The 14,228-nt window shown below is 58.2% G+C and carries 14 protein-coding genes and 1 pseudogene; 6 read left to right on the top strand and 9 right to left on the bottom strand.

Annotated elements, in window-relative coordinates; all coding sequences use genetic code 11:
• From AC0L23_RS38190 to AC0L23_RS38180, 3 genes are all read right to left on the bottom strand, one after another.
• The coding region (locus AC0L23_RS38190) for a DUF5585 domain-containing protein (protein WP_473358273.1) at window positions 1-803 on the bottom strand (803 nt) is incomplete at its 3' end.
• A 73-nt stretch (window positions 804-876) separates the two neighbouring features.
• Complete coding sequence (locus AC0L23_RS38185) at window positions 877-1,437, bottom strand: hypothetical protein (RefSeq protein ID WP_473358272.1); 561 nt, start codon at window positions 1,435-1,437, stop codon at window positions 877-879.
• Window positions 1,438-1,579: 142 nt separating this feature from the next.
• Window positions 1,580-2,197, bottom strand: coding sequence for a sigma-70 family RNA polymerase sigma factor (locus AC0L23_RS38180; protein ID WP_085348427.1), 618 nt, complete (start codon window positions 2,195-2,197; stop codon window positions 1,580-1,582).
• A gap of 750 nt (window positions 2,198-2,947) precedes the next feature.
• On the opposite strand from AC0L23_RS38180, the gene AC0L23_RS38175 reads away from it, so the two are divergent.
• From AC0L23_RS38175 to AC0L23_RS38165, 3 genes are all read left to right on the top strand, one after another.
• Window positions 2,948-3,148, top strand: a complete 201-nt coding sequence (locus tag AC0L23_RS38175) for a hypothetical protein (RefSeq protein WP_007601774.1) — start codon at window positions 2,948-2,950, stop codon at window positions 3,146-3,148.
• 115 nt (window positions 3,149-3,263) lie between these two features.
• Window positions 3,264-4,514: a beta-barrel domain-containing protein gene (locus tag AC0L23_RS38170; RefSeq protein WP_473358271.1), complete on the top strand. Its 1,251-nt coding sequence runs from the start codon at window positions 3,264-3,266 to the stop codon at window positions 4,512-4,514.
• Window positions 4,515-4,517: 3 nt separating this feature from the next.
• Window positions 4,518-6,992 (top strand): peptidase domain-containing ABC transporter, encoded by a 2,475-nt coding sequence (locus AC0L23_RS38165; protein WP_473358270.1) that lies wholly within the window; start codon window positions 4,518-4,520, stop codon window positions 6,990-6,992.
• Window positions 6,993-7,367: 375 nt separating this feature from the next.
• Here AC0L23_RS38165 and AC0L23_RS38160 read toward each other — a convergent pair whose 3' ends face one another.
• Together AC0L23_RS38160 and AC0L23_RS38155 are read right to left on the bottom strand one after the other, a co-directional pair.
• A complete protein-coding gene (locus tag AC0L23_RS38160; RefSeq protein ID WP_473358269.1) occupies window positions 7,368-7,643 on the bottom strand; it encodes a PilZ domain-containing protein in 276 nt (91 codons plus the stop codon).
• A gap of 192 nt (window positions 7,644-7,835) precedes the next feature.
• Window positions 7,836-8,072: a hypothetical protein gene (locus AC0L23_RS38155; protein WP_473358268.1), complete on the bottom strand. Its 237-nt coding sequence runs from the start codon at window positions 8,070-8,072 to the stop codon at window positions 7,836-7,838.
• Between the two features lie 657 nt (window positions 8,073-8,729).
• Here AC0L23_RS38155 and AC0L23_RS38150 point away from each other — a divergent pair.
• Window positions 8,730-8,925: pseudogene (locus tag AC0L23_RS38150) on the top strand (hypothetical protein).
• A gap of 251 nt (window positions 8,926-9,176) precedes the next feature.
• The gene (locus AC0L23_RS38145; RefSeq protein WP_473358267.1) at window positions 9,177-9,518 is read left to right on the top strand and encodes a hypothetical protein; all 342 of its coding nucleotides are present in this window, start codon (window positions 9,177-9,179) and stop codon (window positions 9,516-9,518) included.
• Between the two features lie 88 nt (window positions 9,519-9,606).
• Here the strand turns inward: AC0L23_RS38145 and AC0L23_RS38140 are convergent, their stop codons facing one another.
• The 3 genes from AC0L23_RS38140 to AC0L23_RS38130 form a co-directional block, all read right to left on the bottom strand.
• A complete protein-coding gene (locus tag AC0L23_RS38140) occupies window positions 9,607-9,819 on the bottom strand; it encodes a hypothetical protein (protein WP_473358266.1) in 213 nt (70 codons plus the stop codon).
• A 22-nt stretch (window positions 9,820-9,841) separates the two neighbouring features.
• A complete protein-coding gene (locus AC0L23_RS38135; protein ID WP_473358279.1) occupies window positions 9,842-9,940 on the bottom strand; it encodes a hypothetical protein in 99 nt (32 codons plus the stop codon).
• Window positions 9,941-10,239: 299 nt separating this feature from the next.
• Window positions 10,240-10,485: a PilZ domain-containing protein gene (locus AC0L23_RS38130; protein ID WP_473358265.1), complete on the bottom strand. Its 246-nt coding sequence runs from the start codon at window positions 10,483-10,485 to the stop codon at window positions 10,240-10,242.
• Window positions 10,486-10,933: 448 nt separating this feature from the next.
• Between AC0L23_RS38130 and AC0L23_RS38125 the strand changes: the two genes are divergently transcribed.
• Window positions 10,934-11,182 (top strand): helix-turn-helix domain-containing protein, encoded by a 249-nt coding sequence (locus tag AC0L23_RS38125; protein ID WP_473358264.1) that lies wholly within the window; start codon window positions 10,934-10,936, stop codon window positions 11,180-11,182.
• Between the two features lie 1,377 nt (window positions 11,183-12,559).
• On the opposite strand, the gene AC0L23_RS38120 is transcribed toward AC0L23_RS38125, so the two are convergent.
• Complete coding sequence (locus tag AC0L23_RS38120) at window positions 12,560-12,763, bottom strand: cold-shock protein (protein WP_247395343.1); 204 nt, start codon at window positions 12,761-12,763, stop codon at window positions 12,560-12,562.
• Window positions 12,764-14,228 lie beyond the last annotated feature (1,465 nt).

The following is a 14,228-nucleotide window of genomic DNA, read 5'->3' as shown; positions in this document are numbered from 1 at the left end:
CCAACCACGTCGTTCGGCAGTGCGCTGACAGTTTCGGTCGCCGTGGCAAGTGCCGGCATTACAGCCGCCTCAATCGGCGCAACGGCGCCGGCAACTTCGTTGGGTACCGTGCTGACGGTGTCGCTCGTCCCGAGCGTCGGCGGCACCATCGCCGCGACCGGCGCAATCCCTACCACCACGTCATTGCTCACATCGCCGATCATTCCAAGCAGGGGAAAGGAGCTGATGATCGACGGGCTAAACGAGTCGCTAAGCAAGTTAGACCGAACGGATTCGATGCTTCCGAGGTCGGAATCCGCTGACAGCGAGTTGACGCAACTAAGGTCGGCTGAGATGTGACCATGGTGCTTGCAAGAATCGACATCGTCGCCACTCCCACTTCCACCCCCAGAGCTCGCAGTAGCAACTGCTTCGCCACGAGCGGTGCTCGGTCTGGGCGCGTCTTCATGCGGCTCCGCCAGGAGCCCGGTCGGATCGAGCTGAGCCACATGCGTGTCCGACGAGGCGGCCGGCCCTTTGGGCCTCTCATCCTCCCAGCCCGGTTTCGCGGGGTCGCTCGCAGGCAGCTCGTCGTTTGTTCCTTGCGGCCCCATACCTGCCTGAGCCGCTGTCGCGTCTTCTTGCTTGGCCAGCGCAGATTTGAACGGGGCGGCAAGAAACTCCTCGCAGGCAACTAGCTGGGCAATAAAGAATGACCGGGTCAAGAAACTGAAAGAGCCGGACCGCTTGTCGGCCCGCTGCACTCCGGCTTCGAAAATCTTCCGCTCTTGTTCGATCAATTCGCGCTTTTCTACCTGGTGCATGACCGCCGCCTTTCTGGTTCAAAAACCACCCTCGCCCGGCAGCATTCACCGCCAGACGAGTCTCTTCGGCATATCAGGCGTCCGTGTCGTGCGACGTATCCGTCGTCGTGTCGAAATGCCCTACGTCGAAGTGATCCATTGGGCCCATCAAACCGATGGCGTATTCGAGCGCATCGCCGGAAGACATCGAAGCGAGCGCGCCGTGTATGTCACCCGCATGATCTGGACCGTGCGAGCTGAAATCACCCGCGAACTCACCGTGGGAGAAGTCGAACTTGGCCAGCGCGTCACCAGGACTGCGATCGGTGTGGCCCCTGCTGCCATCGTCAGCCGGCTCGAGATCACTATGGTCCTTGGGCTGGTATTCACCGTCCTTGGCATCCTTCCAGCCCCCATCGTGCTCTGGGTAGGTGCCGTCTTTCGGGTCAGCGCCCATGCCCTTTAGCTTGGAGTAATTGTCTTTGCCGTCGCCGTTCGAATACTCGTCGTTGCCGCTGTGATCGTCATTCCACTTTGACTGCTTGCCGTCGCCACAATCGTCCGGCTTGGTTGACGTGCATTCCTCGGCTGGGACGCCGGTTCCCGTGAGCTTTATCAGCCCGAGAATGGTCATCACACTGCTCAGGATAGACATGGCTTCGTTCCTCGCTTCAGCTTTGCGACGGTCACAGGCACCTGCGCCACGGGCGCGTGCCCTGCCCGGATCACCACGCCGTCACTCCTACTGTCGCCGAAGCACGCCTATGGATGCAGCGGCGAAACAATAAGTTCACTCCTCATTCGAGCTGCCGGCGCATGGCCACGAGCTCTCTCCGGATCCACGCCTTGACGGTTCCGACGGGAACCCGGAGGTATTCGGAAATCTCCTCATGCGTGCGCCCATCGACGATCGCCAGAAGCAGGCTCGCGCGGCGCTGTGGCTCGAGTTGATCGAGCATGGTTCGCAGCGTCATGCTATCTGGGATACAGCACGCAGGGTTCGGAACCGTCTGTTCCCGCGTACAGATGGCATTCAATGCATCGTCCTCGATTGCGACTTCGCGCCTGGCGTTCTGCCGCATCTTGAACGCCGTGTTGCGGACGATCGCGTAAATCCAGCCCCGGGCGGATCCGCGTGCAGGATCGAAGTTTTTCGCATATCGGAGAATCTGCGCGAACGCGTCGTGGATGACGTCCTCGGAACGCGATCGGTCGTGCACGATACGGTGCGCCATCGCGCGCAACTGCTCCCTCTCGCGCGCGTAGATCTTGCCGACGGCGGACTGCGATCCGGAGGCGCACTCAAGCAGAGCTGTTTCGTAATTAAGAGCCGTCTCGCCAGTGAGAGAGCTGTCATGGCGCACTGCGCCGGAGCGAGACCTTGCCTTTGTTAAATCGAGGCACTGATGGGGCATGGTTGAAGTCACCCCTCCTAAGGCACTGCGGCATTTTATGCCGCGCGTTTAAAATTTATTTAAATGATCGGTTTTAAATAAAAACGAAATCGGCTGTTGGCGAACTCAAGTCAGCAACCAGCGACTTCGTTCCCGGAAGTTTCAAACTTTTTTTCCGCGATTACCAAAGGGCCACCGTGGTCGTCAGGGGTGCAGGCGGACCATGGCGGGTCGTGCTCCCCGGCCAGCTGAGCCGCTGCGAGCAGCAACGTAAGTCCTCAAGCCAACTTCGAAAATGGGCAACGTCAACATCGTCGCTAGTCGCGTTTATAACTTCAGAGCACGCACCGGTCCGACTCCCGCGTAATGCCAGCGGAGGACATTCGACGCACCTTCTCAACAAACTATGTCAAAACACGCGTCGACTTGCGCAGCTTCGCGATGAGCCATCGAAACAAGCCAAGGCGCTCTCCGGACCGAGCTCGCCATGGCGCGTCAACGCGCTTTCCTTCGGAAGGCGCAATGTCGCATCTCGGCCGCGCAGAACGTCCAGCAGACCAGAACATCCAACTCACTCTGACGAAGCCGCCACTGAGTCCCACTTAAAGCGCCTTGCATACGACGTTGCAAAAATCACGATACAACAAGCGTGAAACACTTGCCGCTCACAAAATTTGCGCGACCGTGCATCCAGATTGGCGTCTTGCACCTAGTGATGACGTGGCAACAGTTACATCAATGTTCCGCCACCTAACCCGAAAGGAGACCAACATGCTAGAGATGACCAATCTTGCTCACCCTATCGAACTGTCTGATGAGGAGCTCGACCTCGTGGCCGCCGGCACCGGCGGCTGTGGCGGTGGCTGCCATGATGGCGGATCACTGATCCGAACTGGCGACATCAATGTGCTCAGCGGAAACCAAGTTCAGGTTGGCCTGCTGTCCAAGCAGTCCCAGGTCTTTATTGGATAAAGGCGGATGCATCGGCGAACCGCTTCTCCATCAGGGGAAGCGGTTCTCCGTTATCCATCCGCAGTCTTGCTTTGGCGGAAAGATACTCCGCGCAGCGCTTCAGCAAGGTGCGTCCATGGCGAACCGACCAACTCTGTTTCGCAAGGAAGCCGTCGACTTTTTGCATCAGCGCCACACCTGGGGTGAGGTCGTATTGCTGCAGCCGCTGTCGAGCACACTACTTAGCTGGAGCCTTGCGGCGCTCGTTGTATTCATTCTATGTTTTCTCTCCATCGCGCAATACGCCCGCAAGGAGACCGTCTCCGGGTATCTGACGCCGACCTCCGGCACAGCTAAGATTTTCGTATCACAACAGGGCTTCATCAAGACGGTACACGTGAAGGAGGGGCAAGAGGTTGCGGAGGGTGACCCGCTCCTGACCATAGTCACTTCCCAAATCACGGCCAATGGCGATGACGTCAATGCAACCGTACTTGCGGTGCTGACGCAGCAACGCAATGTGGTCGAGCGACAGATCGATGCCGAAGATCGCCGAACCGCCTCAGAACGGGATCGCCTCGGTTCCACGATCAAGGGGATTGAAGGAGAGATTGTCCAACTCGGGGACCAGCGGAACATCCAAAACGAGCGACTGAAACTTTCCGAGAGCTTCGTGTCAACGGGCGCTAAGCTAACCGCGAGCGGCGCATTGCCAACGATTGAGCTCAAGCGCCGTGAGCAAGCCGCACTTGAGCAAAAGCAGAGTGTGGTGTCGCTCGATCAGCAGATCACCGCACGACACACCCAGTTGACGGACGCTCGGCATACACTCGAGCAACTCCCAACCATCGCCGCAGAGAGGATCCGCGGACTGCGTAATGAACTCTCCTCGATCGAACAGCGCGTGGCCGAGGTGAACGGGCGGCAGGCTTACGTTATCAAGGCGCCAACGAGTGGGCGCGTGTCCACGCTTCAGGCGACAATGGGCCAAATCGCTGATCCCCGGCATATGCAGCTCGAAATCATTCCCGTTGATGCGCACTTGCAGGCGGAGTTGTTCTTTCCGACACGCGCGTTCGGTTTTGTGCGCCCCGGCCAGCAGGTAAGGATACTTTACGATGCATTTCCTTATCAGAAATTCGGCACCTACCGCGGCAGCGTGACCAACGTCTCTCACACCATTCTGACCGGCAACGAAACGACCGGGCCGATCGCCCTCAAGGAACCGGCTTACCGTGTGACTGCGGCTCTCGAGCGGCCCGACATCGACGCCTATGGCCGTAAGATGCCGCTTCAGCCGGACATGCTGCTCAGGGCCGACGTGATCCTTGAGCAGCGGTCCCTGATGAGGTGGCTGCTTGATCCGGTGTTAAGCGCAAGGATGTAGCCCATGCAGGGACTATTGAATTTCAGCGGCCGCAGATTCCTCCCCGTCATCCGGCAGACGGAGGCGACGGAGTGCGGGCTCGCTTGCCTTGCTATGGTAGCGTCCTATCATGGTCATCGAACTGACTTGAACAGCCTGCGGCGCCGGCATCCAGTGTCGCTAAAAGGGGTCACTCTCCGCGACCTCATGGAAATAGCAGCTCGCCTCGGGCTGGCGTGTCGGCCGCTGCGTATCGAGATCGGCCATCTCTGCCAATTGCGTCTGCCGGCTATTCTGCACTGGGACATGGCTCATTTCGTTGTTCTGAAAGCATATAGGAAGAGGGGGATCGTGGTGCACGATCCGGCAGCCGGCGAGAAATGGTTTCCCCTCGCTGAAGCATCTAGACATCTCACCGGGGTCGCGCTCGAGCTCTCGCCCACTGAAGAGTTCTGCCGCACAGACGAGAGAGTGAGATTGCCGTTCTCGGTATTCTGGAGCGGAATGAACGGGAACAGTTGTGCCCTCGCCCAAATATTAGTTCTGTCAGTGGTCATCGAAATTCTTCTCCTCGCCGCCCCTTTCTATATGCAGCTCACCGTTGACGAGGTCATCGCCAGAGGCGATGTCGATCTCCTGGTCGTCCTGGGGCTCGGATTCGCTCTGCTCCTCCTGATACGGGTCGCGTCGACCGCGACCCGCTCGTTCATTATTCTTGTTCTGCAGAACACGTTGAGTTTTCAGATCGGCGCGCGGCTGTTTCATCATCTGGTGCGCTTGCCACTCTCATTCTTCGAAAAGCGGCACATCGGCGACATCCTGTCTCGTTTCAACTCGATCGAGCCCATCCGCAACGTGCTCGCGGAGGGATTGATCACGGGGTTGATTGACGGTCTCATGTCGGTGTTGATGCTGGCGTTGATGTTCACCTACAACGTCCAGCTCGGACTTGTTGTCCTGCTGGCGTTCGCGTTGTATGCCACCCTGCGGCTCGCTCTTTTCAGCATGTTCCGGCAACGGAGCGAAGCGGCCATTCACAGCAAGGCAGATGAGAATTCCACTTTCATCGAAACCGTGCGAGCAGCGCAAAGCCTAAAGTTGCTCAACCGAGAAAACGAACGGGAGGGCCAGTGGCTGAACCGCTATGCTGCGTATATAAACGCCAACGTGCGGCTAGGTCGGGCGAGGATCAGCTTCAAAGCGATGAACGACACGATATTCGGCTTGGAGAACGTAATCACAATCTACCTCGCCGCTCGCCTTGCACTAGACAACCTCATCACGGTTGGCATGATATTCGCCTTCGTCAGCTACAAGCTGCAGTTCGCTGAGCGGACAGCGCTGCTGATCGAGAAGCTGGTGGATGTCCGCATCCTCGGACTGCACCTGGAGCGTCTCGCCGACATTGCGCTCACCCCGCTCGAGCGCGGGCACGACCCAGACCTCTCATATATCCGCCAGATTCGCGGCGAGATCGAACTGCGCAACGTGTGCTTCCGGTATGCAGAAGGAGAGTCTCTGATTCTTAACAACGTCAATCTGTGCGTTGCTCCCGGACAGTTCGTGACGATCATGGGACCATCGGGCTGCGGCAAGTCAACTCTTGTCAAGATTATGCTTGGGCTGCTCGAGCCAACGAGCGGTGAGGTTCTGATCGACGGCCTTCCGCTGGGCCAGATCGGACCGCGCGCTTATCGCGAGCAAATTGGCGCGGTGATGCAGGAGGATCAATTGCTGTCGGGATCGATTGCCGACAATATTTGCTTTTTTGACACAACATTCGACCTGCAGGGGATGATCGAGTGCGCGCGGATTGCCGGCATCCACGATGACATCATGGCAATGCCGATGAGCTACAACAGCCTCATCGGCGACATGGGAAGCTCGTTATCCAGTGGGCAGAAACAGCGAGTACTGCTTGCGCGCGCGCTCTATCGCCGACCAAAGATCCTGTTTCTGGATGAGGGCACGGCACATCTTGACACTGAGAAGGAGAAAGAAATCAATGCGAATCTCAGGCATCTAAACATGACGCGTGTGAGCGTAGCGCACCGCCCCGAAATCACCCACGGAGCGGATTTGATCATCCATCTTGCCTCGGCGAGCGGGCTGTCCCAAGTCGGAAGTCCAAGCCGCGGCCCAGCCGCGGCGGCTGCGGGCGATGCTGGCTCCGCCGGGCTTGCCGGAAAGGGTACAACAAGAAAGGGCGGTGCTGCATCGGTCGTGGACCGCCACGCTGACCGCTCGAATGACGGCTGCACGAGCGATTTCTCGGACCATGCCGGAAGGGACAACCCCGCGAATGACGGCAAGGGCGACCAGTCCAAGCATGATGGCGACTTCAGGAGCCCCAAGAACGACGATTGCCAGTCGTCCCAAGACGAAGACCTGCGAAAGAAGGACAATTGCCGGCCCAAGTTGTCCGACGACCGCGGGAACGGCGGCGGCGATCGCAACCCGGGTGAAGCACTCGCCAAGATCGACTTATCGCGATGGTGATCTCGGCTCGCGCGATCCCAATCATTCGGGTGAAATGCACGGACGCTCTTTTGCCGGCAATCTGCGCTGAGCACTCAAGGTTCGTTCAACCGGCAGTTTATCTGCAGGTGACCTGCCCGAGCGGGCGCTCCGCGCTCCGGCCTGCCTCACGCTCTGGCTTGCCTCAGAATGGCAACCACTCAGGTCCTGGAGGGCTGGAACGGATTGTAGCAATCTAGCGAGGTCGGTCGCTCCATGCTGGACCTACTCTTGCGCGCCGGTCTGCTCCTGATTGCGGGACTTCCGGTTGACCCCCGACTAGGGACATGGCGCGGCATCGCCCCCCTGAGCGCGTCCGACGAATGACATGCACGTAGGTGGACCGTACGCGCGCTGTCAGGGCGTTCTTCGATCGCGAATACCGTAACGAAGAAACTCGAACCGAGCGTAGTCACCCCATCGCCAGACGAGACGACAGGCGACACCAGCTTCGTCCGCATGAAGCGATAGCTCGACATCTAACGGCAAGACCCTAGCGCCGTTGAGGTATATACCCACGCCATCAGAGGAAAAATCGCGGACGGCACACTGCCGCATACGCGCTGCGCCGGAGAATCGGATAAAGGCATCTTGGTGGGCCCAAGTCCTGTCGCTCCGCCGCCGCGCTTGCATCGATCGCTCGCATTGGGCGGGGCCGCCGCTTCCCAGGGCGGCAGCCCCTAGCCGCGAAGGCATCGGTTACGCGATACATGGACGCCTCGGCGACTGTATCTAGCATCCAACTCCGCGCTGAACGCCGCAACACGATCCGATCGTTAAAGTTACTGCGCGGGGAGGTTGCGTCAGCGCGTGTGGAGGTCTGGCTCAGGATTTGGTCCGTGCAGCAATCTCTTTGACCTTCGTCAACGTTCTTTCAAATCCCGATCGGAGATACTGCTCGTGCGCGAGGTCTGTTGGCGCGGTTAGAAATGCGATCTTCACGAGAAATCGGTTTAACAGCGTCGCAATTTGAAGATTGTCGGAGTGTTGCGAACGCAGTGCGGTGAGCTGCCGGCGCATCTCGATAAGATCAAGAGTTTCGTGGTCGGGCTGCTCTTTCAAGTTGAACCGGCCTGCGATCAAACGAAGCGCCGCGCCGAATATGTTGGCGCGACGACTTCGCCTTGGGTGGACCCGGACGGGGCAATGTCCGGCGCTGAGAAGGTAGCTCTTCGCAGTGACGCTGCAATCGAGTTGTAGAATTAAGCTTGATACAGCGAGATCAGGTTAATTCTGGAACGGCCGTGCCGCGGGACACCGAATGCCTCAGCGTGATCGTCAGATCGATCTCACGCGGACCGTCGTCGGTGTGATAACGGCGAGTACGGGAATGGGGGAATTAACGTCGCCGAACACGCAAGCAAACCCCTTTTCCAGGTCACAAGTGAACAGAGCGAAATCGCCGATCTGCACTATTGTCCAATGGCAGGGCGTACCTCTCACGCGCCAGCAGTCGGACCCCCTGACCCACTTGTCCCCTCCGGTACCCCGCCAGCGGACAGGCTGGCCCGATGCGCTTTTGCGCAGCATCGAAGCGGCCATGCCTTATAGGCTACCGCGCGTTGAGTGCATCCGCGGGCGCTAGCCAAGCTGGGCCGGTCCGTGGAAGGGCAAGCATGCGTTTATTCCAGGCTTCGCAGGCAAGCCGGTCAGCTAGCTTGCGCGCTCCGTCGTCCGCTCGTGCGCGGACTGAGCCGCCGTAGATCCCGGTGGAGCGACTTGTCCGCCGACAAGCGCGGCTTGCTCGTTCTACCTACAGGCTCTGCCGTACCTGCGCTCTACTCTGCACATACCTGGCGCAAGAGCAGAAAACGAGTTCTCAAGGTTAGCAACGAAATCATCAGCCGTTCAGGCACAAGGTTATTACGTCCGCAGCCTGCGGGCCACTAAGGAACGAATGATCTACGTCAAGTAGGTCGGCGGCCAGTGTTCCCCTTTTGCAAATCCCTCTGACATCGACAGAAGCCAATCCGCCACTATCGCGCTTCGTCAACTGTCGACGCCCGCGCTTCGGTGATAGCCCGAACCTCGAGGATACGATGCCACGGGCAAGCCTATTGGTTGGTTGGGACTGATCGCCGCTTGGTCGATCGAGGCAGCCGGACCGCGGCGCGCGCCTCAAGTGACGGCGCCGCCATTCGAGCTGCGCTTTGCGGGGACAGAGCCGTGAAATTGGAAGATGACGCCAGGCTCATCCAGCTTTCTGCCCGCCTTGCTCGGCTAACGACCGAGATCAACCTTGCAGCTGACCGTGCTGTGCTCACGGGGGACGAGACCGAGGCCCAGCGTCTTTATCGCCAAGGCGCTCGTATCTTCAATCAGATCTGGACGATCGAAGCGCAAACGCTTGCCGGGCTGCAGGCCAATCCACGTGCCGACGTTGCTATCGTTGACCCAGGCTCCGTTCGGGTCGGGCGTTACTGGTATCCAGCGCGAATTCGCGTCGTCCCAAGCGGAGAATGCCGCGACCAACCCGGTCTCGACAGTGGTCGCGTTGGCCTCGCTTAAGCTTCCCTTCCGCGGGCACCCCATCAGGATGATCAAAGCGGTGGGGTTGGCAGCGCGAATTCTAGGCAACCCAGCGGCAGCCGCAGCTTTACGATGTCGACGTAGCCGACGAAGGTGCCTTTGACCCATGTTGAAGTGTCGATGTGCGGCATGCATGGGCCTTTTCTTGCTCTTCGGATTCGAGGCCGATCTCGACCAGCTCGCGCACGCGCTCGGCCAGCGAGATGCGCCGCTTCATCCGGCCCAGCTTGTAGATTTCGATCCAGCCCTGCTGCGAGAGGTTGGCGATCGCTCGCTTCACCGTTCGCCTGACCAAATCACGATTACAACCGTGCCCGCATCACGGTCGCAACGGGATCGCTGGCGATATCCCGAGCGACACGGGCGCCGTATTGGATAGCTATCTCAGCAGAGCTAAACATCTCGCCCACACCGTCAGCCTGTGTCTCGCCGTTGTGGAAAATCGGGAAGTAGTAACGTCGCATAGCCGCGGCCCTCGTCCTTTGCCGCGATCGTGCCCACATCTCGGCAGGTCCCGCACCTGTCAAGAACGACAGGCTCCCTGGGGAAGCGGATCACCGGGCGCCCTCCTCACAGCACCCGCGCGTGCGTCGTCGTTAACCCGCAGCAACAACGCTCGACGCCTCGCGCTAGACAGCCTGGTAACACTCCCCGACCTTTGTCCCGCGGGGCACTTGGCTGGCACCGACAACCTAGCGACTCAATCCTTTTCGAACACAACGCCGATGCGAGTATCACTGCACCAAACAAGTCGACAATCTCTGATGATACGGTCTCTCTCCAACATCATCTTGAATGTGGCACGCATGTGCAACTTCGCCGGTAGTTCGATCCCAGCCCCGTCCTCCGAGATGTTGAAAACGCGGCAACGTTGGCTGCCACCATCTCCAAAAATGTATGCGACCAAGTCGACGTCCGAACGATCGATCTTCCGGCGATCCGACATGATTACTTATCCTTGAGTTGACGCGGCTGTCTCGGGTCCTTCATTGGTCGAAGCTATTTCAAGCGGTCTAAACTGCCTCGCGATCCGTGTTGCCAAGCGCGACCGCTCTTTGGTTAGCTCTCTCATAGTCGGATACGTCGTGTCCGTCTCGCTTAAGGACCTCGAATTTGGCTCTGAACATAGGTCACCTTGTCAGCGATCTCTCGCGTCAAAACAGCCAGCTCGTCATCATTATCTGATGTCACGGCGATCTCCTTGGTCGGACTGATCACCCGCAGAAAGGCGCTATTTTGCATGCCCAATACTTACAGATCGTTACGCCGGCACCCTGGACCGCTCTATAGGCGTGTGGCCAGTTCGGCCCTGGCCGAGCAAGCTGGGTGCACGCGCAACCTCGCGACGTTCACGCTCCAAACCTGGAACTCATCATTTACCACCTTGCTATACGATGATGGTCCGCAGCGCTTCTGCTGGCATGAAATCGATGTCCAATAATCGACAAGAGATCCGCCCGTGGTCGCCCGACGAAGAAGCGCAACTACTTGCGCTACTCGACGAGGGCATGACTGCAACCGAGCTGGGCGAGCGGTTGGGTCGCAGTCGCCAGGCCGTCTACGGTCGGTTACAACGTTTCCGTAAGCAGCGAGGCCGAGTAAGCCGCACCAGCAGGCGCGCCTTCGCGCAATGGATCAGTTAGCCGGCGGTGTCCCTCCCCGGCACAACGGCCGCCGCGGCTTTGCATCATTCACCGCGGCAACGCTTCCTCGGCAGTGCGGCGTCTGTTGCTCGCGCGCCAGCTGGCGATCGCAACCGTGGAGGCGACGTACCCTTGAAGGGTGTTGACTTGCGCTGACCCCGAGGGAATGGACTAGATAGCAGAGAATTGCCTAAACTGACGCGATGCACCGCGAAATCAAAGAGATGCTGATCGGTTCAGGCATCATAATCCTACTCGGCATCGGCATCATCGCATGGCCGCCCCTCGGGCTATTCGTTCATCGCTACTTTTTCTCGTACCTGAGACTGGCGCTGCAGTGGGTCATCTCTTGAAACAAATCAGCACCCACCCTGAGACAGTTTCAGATTCCCCTCGCCGCGGGGTCCAAGGTTAGCAATCAATGGCCGAAAATCCATTGAGTAACGAAAACGTCGCCGAGAGGCTCAAGCTCGTGCGGGAAGCCGTTGCCGGGACGCAGACGGCGTTTTGTGAGCCGATCGGAATTGAAGTGCAGCGCTGGAATAATTTCGAACGGGCATGCCTTCGTCGAAGAGCGTCGGCATTTTGCTGGTGCAAAAGATTCCCGGCCTTACCCTGGATTGGTTATTTCTAACGAAAGCGGATGGGCTGCCACTCCAACTTCGCGATGAGTTGGAGTCCACAACGCCCCAGCTACAACCCTGAACATGCGCGTCACTCCTGGCGGGGAAGGCGCGTTTAAATTTCGTTGCGCGTAGTGGGTGAGTGCGCGGCTTGCGAACTGCGCCCTATGTTGTTAGAGACGCCCCTTCAACATCGAAGGAGCGTCGCTTTGCCTAGAAAGAAACAAGTAGTTCGCCGCGAGTGGACGAAGAACGACATCAAGGAACTTAAAGCGCACTCAAAGGCGCGAACGCCCGTCGCCAAAATATCCAAGGCAACCAAGCGCACCGAGGGCTCGCTACGTCAGAAGGCGCTCTACTTGGGAATTGGTCTGGGCCATCAGCGGTGATTGAAAGCTCGCTGGCTCACACAGAACCGACCTGCCGAGTTTCGATACTGGTTTGACATCAATCTGACACGCTCGGGTGCAGATTATTCGCCTTGCGATGCGCCGGTGAATCTCGCGCCTCCTGCTAGAGGTTGAGGGCTCGCTATCGCCAGCCCCGGCGGGCCCTCCCTCAGTCAGCAAGGCTGACGTTTAAGTTTTCCATAAGTGTGACATCGACGACATTGCGCCCCCGCAGTGTCGCTCTAGGCTTGTCTTGCCGGGGCTGGAATCAATATTTCACGTCTTCATTTTACCCGGCTGGCCGCAGTGGTCCGCCGCTGCGGCCTTTTCGTGTGGCGCGTATCTTCACGGCGCGTTTGAAGGGCTCACCCGACGCGCAGATTTTCCGCCGAGTCTTTTCCGCGATTGTTCACGACGTCAAAACTGACTTTGGCCCCCTCATTGAGGCTGCTTAAGCCGGCTTTCTCAACCGCCGAAATATGGACGAAGACGTCCTTGCCGCCGTTGTCAGGTTGAATGAACCCGTAACCCTTCGTCGGATTAAACCACTTCACTGTCCCCATAGCCACGTAACGTCTCCCTTTCCAGAAACTAAAACCAATACTGGAACTCAGACAAAAGCAAGGCTGGTGCGAGCGGCTTGGAGGCCACGGCTCCACAATCGCTGCTCGCGGTCACAGCCGACGAGGATTGCCTGGCTTTCGTCGATGGCGTTCTCGGAGTGATCAACACATGGTCGAAACCGCTACTCGGTGTCATTGAGCAACGAATAGGGGCGACCGCCCGGCGGAGGCTAAAGCACGTAAGTAAGTGTAAGCCAACCCGACACTGCGAAACACACTACAAGTCCGACGTAGGGAAGAGCCGCGCTCATTGGAATCTCCCAAGGAAAGAATTCGTAGAAGTGGCCGTCTCTCCGGCGCCCGCATCTACCACGAGCCTAAGGCCTCGCCTTGTCGCAAGGGAGGCCTTCTTAGCCGTCTGTGTTCGCAGCTGGATCTCTGCTAGCGCAACGCGCCTGCGCAGCCGTTGGACCTCCAGCATCAAGTCGTTTAGCTTTTGGAGTTCCTCAGAAAAATGGCGGCGACGTGGGCTACAAAAAGCATCCATTGGCCCCTCACAAATCAGTCAGACGCTGCAAAAAAGATAGATTTAATAGAATACCAATATACGTATTTCCGCTTTTCGAAAATAGGTTTTTTTGGCGGAAGTTCCTTCAAAGGAACTGACGGGCGCTTGCGAAATCGACCTATTTAATTCAGACTATTTAAATCGGTATTATTCGCGCCATTTGGCTGCGGCTACCATCGCTTTTGATCTGCCGGAAGGCATTATCTCAGGACTGATTTCCGTTCGCTCATTAGACGCGCGCGGTGCTCGGCGACTTCGGGTGCCCCGTGAAGTGATTGAGAGTTCGAGGCTCGGATGATTTTGGATCTTCTTGTCGTCGTGCTTGCCGTATCCGCCATCTCGTTGTTAGTCGCAAACCATGTTGTTCGGCGACGAGACGTTCTGTGGCAGGTGCGAAAGAATAATCGAGAAGGTCGTCAGGCTCTTCATTAAGAGCCTTTCATGAATAGACGCCCCTTCCCAATCTCCTTCAGAACCGCGCCCGCAATTCGAACGCGACGACGGATGACTCCACGTCGCAGCCGATCAACGACCTTGGTTCGCGATCCAGGGAGATGCGCGGAAGTTTGATCGCCCGAGAGCGGCGGCCATTGCCATCCTTAGATCCCTCAACTCGTATGGCTCGTGAGGGCCGCGCAACATTTTCGATGCCTTGTCGGAATACGGCAACTGCCTCAGGCCTCACCTGCGCAGAACGACTTCGCTTCACGGCACCAAGCCGGTAAGAAAAGACGCGCGGGATCGAGTGCGCTGAGTTTTACACGTCACCTCGGAATCAGCATCAGTACGGATCAATACGGTCTAAAGGTCGGAACCCGCGTCGACACAGACGTTGTGATCAGTTCAGAAACTTCACAGCGAGACGGCGCTCATCACGCCATACAACGGAGCAATCGATATTCA

The organism is Bradyrhizobium sp. MI1.4 (assembly GCF_055811315.1).
The sequence above is the reverse complement of the archived record's forward strand: the minus strand, read 5'-3'. Positions and strand labels throughout refer to the sequence as shown.

Coding starts and splice junctions, on each gene's coding strand:
- AC0L23_RS38185 (WP_473358272.1), bottom strand. CDS start 1,437: ATGTCTATCCTGAGCAGTGTGATGACCATTCTCGGGCTGATAAAGCTC.
- AC0L23_RS38180 (WP_085348427.1), bottom strand. CDS start 2,197: ATGCCCCATCAGTGCCTCGATTTAACAAAGGCAAGGTCTCGCTCCGGC.
- AC0L23_RS38175 (WP_007601774.1), top strand. CDS start 2,948: ATGCTAGAGATGACCAATCTTGCTCACCCTATCGAACTGTCTGATGAG.
- AC0L23_RS38170 (WP_473358271.1), top strand. CDS start 3,264: ATGGCGAACCGACCAACTCTGTTTCGCAAGGAAGCCGTCGACTTTTTG.
- AC0L23_RS38165 (WP_473358270.1), top strand. CDS start 4,518: ATGCAGGGACTATTGAATTTCAGCGGCCGCAGATTCCTCCCCGTCATC.
- AC0L23_RS38160 (WP_473358269.1), bottom strand. CDS start 7,643: ATGCAAGCGCGGCGGCGGAGCGACAGGACTTGGGCCCACCAAGATGCC.
- AC0L23_RS38135 (WP_473358279.1), bottom strand. CDS start 9,940: ATGTTTAGCTCTGCTGAGATAGCTATCCAATACGGCGCCCGTGTCGCT.
- AC0L23_RS38130 (WP_473358265.1), bottom strand. CDS start 10,485: ATGTCGGATCGCCGGAAGATCGATCGTTCGGACGTCGACTTGGTCGCA.
- AC0L23_RS38125 (WP_473358264.1), top strand. CDS start 10,934: ATGATGGTCCGCAGCGCTTCTGCTGGCATGAAATCGATGTCCAATAAT.